Here is an 8,777-nt window from a genome sequence, read left to right as displayed (position 1 = left end):
AAGGCGGGCTCGCGCAGCCACAGCAGGCCGGTGAGGATATCGACCACCCCCGGCAGCACGAAGGCCCAGTGCCAGCCGAGCCGCGCCGCGACCAGCGCCGCCACCACCCCCAGCACCACCGGTCCGCGCCAGCGCCCGGCCAGCCGCCCGAGCCCGGCCGCCGCCACCGCCCCGCCGGCGAAAAGCCCCACCACCTCGGCCAGATCGGCCGCCCGGCTGCCGCGCCCATCGGCCAGCGCCACCCCCAGCATCGTGCTCGTGCCGCTCATGAAGCTCACGAACAGCTCCTGCAGCCGCAGCCAGCCGATCGCATCGACACAGCCCGCCAATGCCACCAGCGGCACCGCCAGCCAGGCCCGCAGCCGCAGATCCGCCTCCGCCATGCATCCTCCGCCGCCCTGTCCTGGTACCCCGGGGCCATCCAGCCCCTTGCATCCGGCACGCCTTCGCGCTTTTCCCTCATCCCGCCGCAACCGGGAAGAAACCGCCCATGAACCGCCGCCTCATCTTCGGCGCCGCCGCCGCCGCGCCTTTGGCCCTCGCCACCCCCGCCCTGGCCCAGGTGAACCCTGAAGTCCGCTGGCGCATGGCCTCGGCCTTTCCCCGCAACCTGGATGTCCTCTACGGCACCGGGGAGCGCATGGCGCAGCGCGTCGCCCAGCTCACCGACAACCGCTTCCAGATCCGCTTCTTCGCCGCCGGCGAGATCGTGCCCGGCCTGTCCGTGCTGGATGCGGTGCAGGCCGGGACCATCGAGGCGGGCCACACCCCGGTCTACTACTACACCGGCAAGGACCCCTCCTTCGCCTTCTTCACCGCGCTGCCCTTCGGCCTGAACGCCCGGCAGAACCTCGCCTGGCTGCAATACGGCGGCGGCAATGAACTGGCGGCCGAGCTGTTCAAGGACTACGGCATCGCCGGCTTCCCCGCCGGCGACACCGGCGCCCAGATGGGCGGTTGGTTCCGCAACGAGGTGAAGTCGATCGACGACCTCAAGGGTCTCAAGTTCCGCGTCGCCGGCCTGGCGGGCGAGATCTTCCGCAAGCTCGGCGCCGTGCCGACCCAGATCGCCGCCAGCGACATCTATCCCTCGCTGGAGCGCGGCACCCTGGATGCCGTCGAATTCGTCGGCCCACATGATGACGAGAAGCTCGGCTTCGTCCGCGTCGCCCGCAACTACTATGCCCCGGGCTTCTGGGAGGCCGGCGCCCACCTGCACCTGCTGATCAACCAGTCCGAGCTCGCCAAGCTGCCCGCCGCCTACAAGGCCGCCCTCGAGGTCGCCGCGGCCGAGGCCAATTCGGACATGCTGGCCCGCTACGACCACCTGAACCCGCAGGCGCTCCGCCGCCTGGTCGCCGCCGGCGCCCAGCTCCGCTACTGGCCGCGCGAGGTCCTGCAGGCCTCCTGGCGGGAGGCGCATGGGCTCTACGAGGAGATGTCGGGCAAGAACGAGCGGTTCAAGAAGATCTGGACCGCCTACCGCGCCTACCGGGACGAGGAATACCAGTGGTTCCGCGTCGCCGAGAGCAGCTTCGACAACTTCGCCTTCCCCGCTGCGGCGCAGCGCTGAACCAAGTTGCGGCGCAGCGCTGAGCCAGACTGCGGCGCAGCGCTGAGTTGATACTGCGGCGCGGCTATCCAGCCGCGCCGCGCACGCCCGCTTGTCCCCCGTGCTTATGGCGGGCGCGGGGATCAGGCCCTATAGGCGCGGCTCGCCGCCGGAGTATGACCACCCATGTCCTTCGCCGATCTGCTCTCCGCCCTCGCCATGGGCGTGCTGGAGGGACTGACCGAATTCCTCCCCATCTCCTCGACCGGCCACCTGATCCTGCTGGGATCGCTGATCGGCTTCAAAGGCCCGCCGGGGAAGGTCTTCGAGGTCTCGATCCAGCTCGGCGCCATCCTCGCCATCATCTGGCTCTACCGCGACCTGCTGCTGAACCTGCTGCGCGGGATGTGGCGGCCGGGGCGGGAACGCTTCTACGTGATCAACATCCTGCTCGCCTTCCTCCCGGCGATGGTGCTCGGCGCCACCCTGCACAAGACGATCACCGAGGTGCTGTTCAATCCCTGGGTCGTCTCCTGCGCCCTCATCCTCGGCGGCATCGCCATCATCCTGATCGAGCGCAGCCGCCCGGCGCCGACCATCCATTCGGTGCCGGAGATCGGCCCGCTGGCCGCCCTGCTGGTCGGCTTCGGCCAAGCCCTGGCGATGATCCCCGGCACCTCCCGCTCAGGCGCCACCATCATCACCGCGCTGCTGCTGGGCGTGGACCGCAAGGTGGCGGCCGAGTTCAGCTTCATCCTCGCCATCCCGACCATGCTGGCGGCCAGCGCCTATAGCCTGTTCAAGGTCCGGAACGAGATCTCGACCGATGGGCTCGGCCAGGTCGCCATCGGCTTCGTCGCCGCCTTCGTGGTGGCGCTGCTGACGGTGCGCTGGGTGCTCTCGGTCATCGGCCGGATCGGCTTCACGCCCTTCGGCTGGTACCGCATCGCCCTCGGGACCCTCATGCTGGCCTGGCTCGCCCTGCACTGAGCCGGCCAGTTCTGAGCCGGCCAGTTCTCAGCCGGCCGGACGCCTTGCCAGCGCCAGGCCGATCCCGAGCGCGACCATCGCGGCGCCCGATCCCTCCCGCAGCCGGCGGATCAGGCCCGGCCGCGCCGCCGCACCCGCCCGGATGCCGCCCGCGGCACAGGCCACCACCACATCGGCGGCGGTATTGAGCGCCACCGAGATGCCGCCGAGAGCCAGGAATTGCAGCGCCACGGACCCCGCCGCCGGGTCCACGAATTGCGGGACGAAGGCCAGGAAGAAGGCCGCCGTCTTGGGGTTCAGCGCCTCGACCAGCACGCCCTCGCGGAAGGCGCGCCGGACCCCGATCGGTGGCGCCGCGGGGCCGCCCGCCACCGCCACCGCCGCATCCCGCCGCGCGGCCTGGATGGTGCGGAAGCCGATCCAGACCAGATAGGCGGCGCCGGCCAGCTTCAGCGCGGTGAACAGCTCGGCGCTCGCCAGCAGGATGGCGGAGACGCCGAGGCTTCCCGCCAGCACATGCACCAGGCCGCCGAGCCCGGTGCCGAAGCTCGACGCCAGCCCCTCCGCCCGGCCGCCGGCGAGCGTCCGCGCGGCGACGTAGAAGATGCCCGGGCCGGGCGTGACCGCGAGCAGCAGGGCCGCTGCGACATAGAGGGCAAGCTGGGTCAGGTCGGGCATGAAGGGAAACCTCGGGGAGGGGGGATCGGGATGGCGGCGCCTTATCCTAGGCCACGCTTCCCGGCTCGCAATTGCCGCCGCAGACCAGCACGCCGACTTGCGCGCCCGCCGGCGCCACCCAGGCGCCGCAGAGCAGGGCCGCCAGCGCCGTCGCCCCGCCCGGTTCCGCGACGACCCGCGCCGCCTCCCACAGCAGCCGCTGCGCCGCGCGGATCGCGTCGTCCGGCACCAGCACCGCCGCCGCCACGTGCCGCCGGGCCACCTGGAACATCAGCGCCCCGACCTGCCGCGCGCCGAGGCTGTCCGCCGCCACCCCGCCGACCGCCGCCGGCACCGGCCGGCCTTCGCGGAGTGCCGTGGCAAGCGTCGGGCAGCCCTCCGGCTCGACGCTCACCAGCTGCACCCCGCTATCCGCGTACCAGGCGGCCATCCCGCCGATCAGCCCGCCGCCGCCGGTCGCCACCAGCACATGCGTCAGCGCCGGCGCATCCGCGGCGAATTCCAGCGCCACCGTGCCCTGGCCCGCCAGGACCTCGGCCTGGTCATAGGCATGCACCGGCAGCGCCCCGCTCTCGGCCTGCCGCGCCACGCTGGCCTGCCGCGCCGCCTCGTAATCCGCCCCGCCGACCATCAGCCGCGCGCCATAGCTTTCGATCCGCGCCCGCTTCGCCGCCCCGGTGATCTCCGGCACGAAGATCTCCGCCGGAATTCCCAGGGCCCGCGCCGCATAGGCGACCGCCGCGCCATGGTTGCCGCCCGAGGCGGCGATCACGCCCGCCGGCGGCAGGATGCCGTTCTCGCGCGCCGACAGGATCGTGTTGAAGGCGCCGCGCGGCTTGAAGCTGCCGCTCGCCTGCAACTGCTCCAGCTTCAGCACCACGTCATGCGGCAGGCCGAGATCGGCCCCCGCGAGGCGCAGCAAGGGCGTGGCGCGGATATGCGGGGCGATCCGTTGCGCCGCGCGGCGAATGTCGTCTTGGCCGGGGGCCCGGCCGGGGGAGGGAATCTCGTCGATCATGCGGTACCGGTGGCATGACCCGGCCTGCGCTGCAACCGCGGGTACCCTTGGAACCGCAAGGGCTTTCTGCCAAGGTGAACACCCTGTTCGGTGGCGGCCACAATGCTGCTCCATGCGAGTTCCATCGCCCGGGAGGGGGACGCCGTCCTCCTCCTCGGTCCACCCGGGTCAGGGAAGTCCGATCTGGTGTTGCGCCTGCTGCAGTCGGGATGGTCGCTGGTCGCCGATGACCAGGTCGCGCTCCGGACGGAGGCCGGCGAACTGCGCCCATCCGCGCCCGCCGCCCTGGCCGGGCTGCTGGAGGTCCGCGGCCTCGGCATCCTCGGCCCCTTCCCGACCGCGGCCGGCGCGGTGCTGCGCCTCGTCGCCCATCTCCTGCCCCGCGCCGAGGTCCCCCGCCTGCCCGAACCCGCCACCTGGTCCGCCGCCGGCGTCACCCTGCCGGCCATCCGCCTGGCAGGCTTCGAGGCCTCGGCCCCGGCCAAGCTCGCCCTGGCGCTGGATGCCGCCCTCGGCCGCATCGGCTGCCGCGCCGGTGCTTTTCCCACGGGCGCCTTCGAACAGGCGCCCAAATGACCGCCCCGCGGCCGATCGTCCTCGTCACCGGCCTGTCCGGTGCCGGCCGCGCCTCCATCCTCCGCCACCTCGAGGACCTCGGCTTCGAGAGCATCGACAACCCGCCGCTCGACCTGCTGGAGGAGCTGGTCGGCGACGGCGCCCAGCCGCTCGCCGCCGGGATCGATACCCGCACCCGCGGCTTCGATGCCGCCCAGCTTCTCCGCACCCTGGCCCGGCTGCGGCTGCGCCCGGATATCGACGTCACCCTGGTCTTCGCCACGGCCGATATCGCGGTGCTGCTCCGCCGCTATTCGGAAACCCGCCGCCGCCATCCGCTGGCGCCTGGCGGCTCGCTCGGCAGCCGGGTGGCCGACGGCATCGCCCGGGAACGGCAATTGCTCGAACCCCTGCTGGATGCCGCGGATATGGTGGTCGATACCTCCGACCTGCCGCTGCCCGGCCTCCGCCAGCTCATCGAACGCCGCTTCCGCCGGGAGGAAACCCCGGGACTGCAGATCCATGTCCAGTCCTTCGCCTTCCCGCGCGGCCTGCCGCGCGACGCGGAGCTGGTCTTCGACCTGCGCTTCCTGCGCAACCCGCACTACGACCCGGTGCTGAAGCCGCTGACCGGGCGGGATGCGGCCGTCGCCGCCCATGTCGAGGCCGACCCGGACTTCGCCGGATTCTGGAACCGGCTCACCGGATTCATCGATCCGCTCTTGCCGCGCTACGTGGCGGAGGGCAAGAAGTATCTTACAGTCGCGTTAGGCTGCACCGGGGGCCGCCATCGCTCGGTCCTTGTGGCGGAACGCCTGACCGACCATCTGAAAAGCCTGGGCTGGCGTGCGGATGTGACCCATCGGGAACTCGATGACACATCAGCGGGACCGGGTGGATCACCGGACTCCGTCGCACCACATGTTGCCCATACCGGGGGTCGGGAGGCCCTGACGCCGTCCCCATGATTGGATTGGTTCTGGTCACCCATGGCCGGCTGGCCGACGAGCTCCGCCTCGCCATGGAACACGTGGTCGGGCCGCAGCGCGCGGTCTCCACGGTCTGCATCGGTCCCGACGACGACATGGAGCGTCGGCGCCAGGATATCCGTGAGAGCATCGCCGCGGTCGAGCAGGGCGACGGCGTCGTCGTGCTGACCGACATCATGGGCGGCACGCCCTGCAACCTCGCCGTCTCGCTGGCCGACCATAACCATGTGGAAGTGATCGCCGGGGTAAACCTGCCCCTGCTGGTGAAGCTGGCGAAGATCCGGTCCTCCGAACCGCTCGCGGAAGCGGTGGACCATGCCACGGCCGCGGGCCGCAAATACATCGCCGCCGCCGGGGACATCCCGAACGGGATCGCCCGGGTCAACGGCAGCGCCAACGGGAATATCCCCAACGGCGCTGGCAAAGGGAATGGTGAGCACAAGCCATGAGCGATTTCGGAACCCAGGCCGTCACCGGCGGCGGCAGCGACCCCGACCTGGTGCTGCGCCAATGCGTCGTCATCCGCAACAGCCGCGGCCTGCATGCCCGCGCCGCGGCCAAGCTGGTGACCCTCGCCGAACGCTATTCCGCCTGCCTCAGCGTCTCGCGGGATGGCCAGAAGGTCCCGGCCTGTTCCATCATGGGGCTGATGATGCTCGGCGCCGGGCAGGGCAGCAAGGTGACGATCGAGGCCGACGGCTGGGACGCGCGCGAAGCCCTGGATGCGGTCGCCGGCCTGGTCGAGGCCGGATTCCATGAAGATTGAGAAGGCCGAACGGCCCGACAAGCCCGAGACCAAGCCCGAATCCAAAGCGGAGGCCCGCGCCGCCGCCGAGGCGCTGCGCAAGCCCGGCTCCCGCAAGGGCCGCGAACATGCCATCCGCGGCATCCCCGTCTCCCCCGGCATCGCCATCGGCCCGATCTTCGACACCACGGAGGTCCCGACCGAAGCCCCCCGCCGCGCCGTCCCCGCCGACCGCGTCGAGGCCGAGAAGCAGCGCCTAGCCGAGGCCACCGCCCTGTCCCGCAAGCAGCTCGGCAAGCTGAAGACCCGGCTGTCCGTCCTGCCCGAGGAAGCGCAGGAGGAGCTGGCCCCGCTGCTCGATGCCTATGTGATGATGCTGGGCAATTCCCGCCTGCTGCGCGGCGCCCGCAAGCGCATCGAGACCGAGCTGCTGGCCGCCGAGACCGCGGTCGGCGACGAGGCGGAGGCGATCGCCGCCCTCATCCTCGCCGCGCGGGACGACGACAAGCCCGGCCTGCAGCGCCGCGCCGGGGAGGTGCGGGAGATTGCCCGCCGGCTGACCCGCAACCTCACCTCCACCCCCTTCCGCAGCCTGAAGGGCGTGCCCGAGGGCGCCATCCTGGTGGCGGAGGAACTCACCCCCGCCGATGCCGCCCTGCTCGACCCGACCCGCATCGCCGGCGTCGCCACGGACGAGGGCGGCGCCGATGGCCATACCGCCATCATGCTGCGGGCGCTCGGCATCCCCGCCATCCTCGGCGCCAGCGGGCTCAGCGAAAGCGCCGAGCGCGGCGACATGGCGGTGCTCGACGGCGCCGCCGGCACCATCGTGCTGCGGCCGAGCGACAAGGCGCTGGAGAAGGGCCGCAACGCGCTGGCCGCCTTCGCCAAGGAGCGCGCCAAGCTCGCCAAGCTGCGCCGGCTGCCCGCCGTCACCACCGACGGCGAGCCGGTCGAGCTGCAGGCCAACCTCGAGATCCCGGCCGAGCTGCCGCTGATCGCCCAGTCGGGCGCCATCGGCATCGGCCTGCTGCGCACCGAATTCCTCTTCATGAACCGCGAGGACCTGCCGGACGAGGAGGCCCAGCTCGCCGCCTATACCCAGGTGGTCGAGGCCATGGGCGGCGATCCCGTCACCATCCGGGTGCTGGACTGGGGCGGCGAGAAGGACATGCAGGCGCTGTCGGAAGGCGTCGCCCCCACCCATTCGGGGCCCAATCCGGCGCTCGGCCTGCGCGGGCTGCGCCTGCTGCTGAAGCGGCCGGAGCTGCTGGAGTCGCAATTCGCCGCCATCCTGCGCGTGGCGGAGAAGGGCCAGGTCCGCATCCTGCTGCCCATGGTCACCAACCCCTCCGAGGTGAAGGCCGCCCGCGACATCTACGAGCGCGTCGCCCGCCGCCTGCGCCGCAAGGGCACCCACCTGCCGGACAAGCTGCCCGACCTCGGGGTGATGATCGAGACGCCGGGCGCCGCGCTGGCCGCCGATGCCATCGCGCTGGAGGCGGATTTCTTCGCCATCGGCACCAACGACCTCGCCATGTACACCCTGGCGGTGGACCGGGCCGAGGCCGAGGTCTCCCACCTGTACGACCCGCTGCACCCCGCCGTGCTGCGGCTGATGCAATTCGCCACGGAAGCGGCGCTGCGGCTGCGCATGCCGGTCTCGGTCTGCGGCGAGGTGGCGGGCAACCCCAAGCTGGTGCCGCTGCTGCTGGGCCTCGGCATCCGCTGCCTGTCGATGAATGCCAGCGCCATCCCGCGGGTGAAGCAGATGGTCCGAGCGCTGGACATCGGCGACTGCGCCCGCTTCGCCCGGCGGGTGATGGAGCAATCCGATCCGGCGCGGATCCATGAGCTGGTGCAGGGCTTCGCCCCAGGCGGGGACCGCGGCTGAAACCGGGCGGGGACCGCGGCTGAACCAGGGCCAGGCCGCCCTGGACATGGGCGGCATTTCAGACTATATTCCTATAATCAAGTCCGGATTTGGCGAGACGCGGTAGCGCACCCTCAATTCCGTAAAATTTCCCCCGGGGAATGCAGCCTTATCAAAGGGTTGAGGCCATAAAATTTATCGAAATTGAGCCGAATTTTACCAAATTTAGGCGAATTTAGCGCGATTTAGCCGAATTGAGCAGGTTTGAGCGCCCCCTGAAGCCCCGCTATACTCGCCCCATGCCACCGGCGCCGGCCGGCCGGGCACGGCAGCGCCGGGCCCCCCCGCCCGCCAAGCCGTCCCGTCCAGCCCCTGCA

10 protein-coding genes are annotated in these 8,777 nt (G+C 71.3%); 7 read left to right on the top strand and 3 right to left on the bottom strand.

Features of this window, described 5'->3' with window-relative positions; genetic code table 11:
- A partial coding sequence (locus AC0IW9_RS29520) for a DUF1275 family protein (protein ID WP_471651885.1) occupies window positions 1-383 on the bottom strand: 383 nt, incomplete at its 3' end.
- A gap of 107 nt (window positions 384-490) precedes the next feature.
- Here AC0IW9_RS29520 and AC0IW9_RS29515 point away from each other — a divergent pair.
- Together AC0IW9_RS29515 and AC0IW9_RS29510 are read left to right on the top strand one after the other, a co-directional pair.
- Window positions 491-1,573 (top strand): TRAP transporter substrate-binding protein, encoded by a 1,083-nt coding sequence (locus AC0IW9_RS29515; RefSeq protein WP_471651884.1) that lies wholly within the window; start codon window positions 491-493, stop codon window positions 1,571-1,573.
- A gap of 165 nt (window positions 1,574-1,738) precedes the next feature.
- Window positions 1,739-2,542 (top strand): undecaprenyl-diphosphate phosphatase, encoded by an 804-nt coding sequence (locus AC0IW9_RS29510; RefSeq protein ID WP_471651883.1) that lies wholly within the window; start codon window positions 1,739-1,741, stop codon window positions 2,540-2,542.
- 27 nt (window positions 2,543-2,569) lie between these two features.
- Here the strand turns inward: AC0IW9_RS29510 and AC0IW9_RS29505 are convergent, their stop codons facing one another.
- Together AC0IW9_RS29505 and AC0IW9_RS29500 are read right to left on the bottom strand one after the other, a co-directional pair.
- Entirely contained in the window at window positions 2,570-3,220 is a 651-nt protein-coding gene (locus AC0IW9_RS29505; RefSeq protein ID WP_471651882.1) for a LysE family translocator, read from the bottom strand.
- Between the two features lie 46 nt (window positions 3,221-3,266).
- Complete coding sequence (locus AC0IW9_RS29500; protein WP_471651881.1) at window positions 3,267-4,238, bottom strand: serine/threonine dehydratase; 972 nt, start codon at window positions 4,236-4,238, stop codon at window positions 3,267-3,269.
- Between the two features lie 102 nt (window positions 4,239-4,340).
- On the opposite strand from AC0IW9_RS29500, the gene AC0IW9_RS29495 reads away from it, so the two are divergent.
- Genes AC0IW9_RS29495 through ptsP form a run of 5 tightly spaced genes read left to right on the top strand, consistent with a single transcriptional unit; the run spans window position 4,341 to window position 8,421 of the window.
- The gene (locus tag AC0IW9_RS29495) at window positions 4,341-4,814 is read left to right on the top strand and encodes an HPr kinase/phosphorylase (RefSeq protein ID WP_471651880.1); all 474 of its coding nucleotides are present in this window, start codon (window positions 4,341-4,343) and stop codon (window positions 4,812-4,814) included.
- Complete coding sequence (rapZ, locus tag AC0IW9_RS29490; protein WP_471651879.1) at window positions 4,811-5,761, top strand: RNase adapter RapZ; 951 nt, start codon at window positions 4,811-4,813, stop codon at window positions 5,759-5,761. Before AC0IW9_RS29495 ends, rapZ begins: the two co-directional genes overlap by 4 nt.
- Window positions 5,758-6,231: a PTS sugar transporter subunit IIA gene (locus tag AC0IW9_RS29485; RefSeq protein WP_471651878.1), complete on the top strand. Its 474-nt coding sequence runs from the start codon at window positions 5,758-5,760 to the stop codon at window positions 6,229-6,231. The genes rapZ and AC0IW9_RS29485 overlap by 4 nt, the downstream gene beginning before the upstream one ends.
- A complete protein-coding gene (locus tag AC0IW9_RS29480) occupies window positions 6,228-6,548 on the top strand; it encodes an HPr family phosphocarrier protein (protein ID WP_471651877.1) in 321 nt (106 codons plus the stop codon). Before AC0IW9_RS29485 ends, AC0IW9_RS29480 begins: the two co-directional genes overlap by 4 nt.
- Window positions 6,538-8,421, top strand: a complete 1,884-nt coding sequence (ptsP, locus tag AC0IW9_RS29475; RefSeq protein ID WP_471651876.1) for a phosphoenolpyruvate--protein phosphotransferase — start codon at window positions 6,538-6,540, stop codon at window positions 8,419-8,421. The genes AC0IW9_RS29480 and ptsP overlap by 11 nt, the downstream gene beginning before the upstream one ends.
- The last annotated feature ends 356 nt before the right edge of the window (window positions 8,422-8,777 follow it).

Source organism: Belnapia sp. AC561 (genome assembly GCF_979252845.1).
Note: the sequence above shows the minus strand (reverse complement) of the source record. Positions and strands in the feature narration are given on the sequence as shown.

Excerpts from the sequence above, each read along its gene's own strand:
- AC0IW9_RS29495 (WP_471651880.1), top strand. The coding sequence starts at position 4,341 with ATGCTGCTCCATGCGAGTTCCATCGCCCGGGAGGGGGACGCCGTCCTC.
- AC0IW9_RS29510 (WP_471651883.1), top strand. The coding sequence starts at position 1,739 with ATGTCCTTCGCCGATCTGCTCTCCGCCCTCGCCATGGGCGTGCTGGAG.
- AC0IW9_RS29500 (WP_471651881.1), bottom strand. The coding sequence starts at position 4,238 with ATGATCGACGAGATTCCCTCCCCCGGCCGGGCCCCCGGCCAAGACGAC.
- AC0IW9_RS29480 (WP_471651877.1), top strand. The coding sequence starts at position 6,228 with ATGAGCGATTTCGGAACCCAGGCCGTCACCGGCGGCGGCAGCGACCCC.
- AC0IW9_RS29485 (WP_471651878.1), top strand. The coding sequence starts at position 5,758 with ATGATTGGATTGGTTCTGGTCACCCATGGCCGGCTGGCCGACGAGCTC.
- rapZ (WP_471651879.1), top strand. The coding sequence starts at position 4,811 with ATGACCGCCCCGCGGCCGATCGTCCTCGTCACCGGCCTGTCCGGTGCC.
- AC0IW9_RS29505 (WP_471651882.1), bottom strand. The coding sequence starts at position 3,220 with ATGCCCGACCTGACCCAGCTTGCCCTCTATGTCGCAGCGGCCCTGCTG.
- ptsP (WP_471651876.1), top strand. The coding sequence starts at position 6,538 with ATGAAGATTGAGAAGGCCGAACGGCCCGACAAGCCCGAGACCAAGCCC.
- AC0IW9_RS29515 (WP_471651884.1), top strand. The coding sequence starts at position 491 with ATGAACCGCCGCCTCATCTTCGGCGCCGCCGCCGCCGCGCCTTTGGCC.